The following is a 447-nucleotide window of genomic DNA, read 5'->3' as shown; positions in this document are numbered from 1 at the left end:
GGCCGGCGCAGGCGACGAGCGCGGCGGCGAGCGGCAGGGGCTGGCGCAGGAAGCGGCGGCGCGGGAGATGACGCATCGGATCGGCTCTGCCTGGATTGTCGAGGATGGCGGTCAGCGGACGGAGGTCGGCGCTTCGGCGCTAGCCTGCCGCTGGAGCGGTGCGGGGCCGACCGAGACACGGCCCGGACCGATCACCACCGCCTGGAGGACCTTCTTCGAGGCCATGTTGATGACGTTGACGGTGGCGCCCATGCGCCCGGCGTCGGTCGCCTGGCCCCGCATCGCCAGGCTGATGCCGGGCGATTCGTAGACGATGGTCACGGCCTCGCCGCGGGCGACGAGTTCCGGCGGGGCGGTGTCGCCGTTCCGCAGGACCGCGCCTTGGCTCAGCGTGCGCTGCGCGACCTCGCCGACCAACGTCGCGCCCGAGGCGAGCGCGTCCGAGGG

Annotated in this window: 1 protein-coding gene; it reads right to left on the bottom strand. The window is 74.0% G+C overall.

The genetic code is table 11. The features are described 5' to 3' along the window. Positions 1-111 precede the first annotated feature (111 nt). Positions 112-447, bottom strand: a 336-nt coding sequence (gene flgA / locus FV222_RS29030; RefSeq protein WP_147816554.1) for a flagellar basal body P-ring formation chaperone FlgA, incomplete at its 5' end; no start/stop codon positions are given.

The sequence above is a fragment of the Methylobacterium sp. WL103 genome (assembly GCF_008039885.1).
Taxonomy (GTDB): domain Bacteria; phylum Pseudomonadota; class Alphaproteobacteria; order Rhizobiales; family Beijerinckiaceae; genus Methylobacterium; species Methylobacterium cerastii.
Note: the sequence above shows the minus strand (reverse complement) of the source record. Positions and strands in the feature narration are given on the sequence as shown.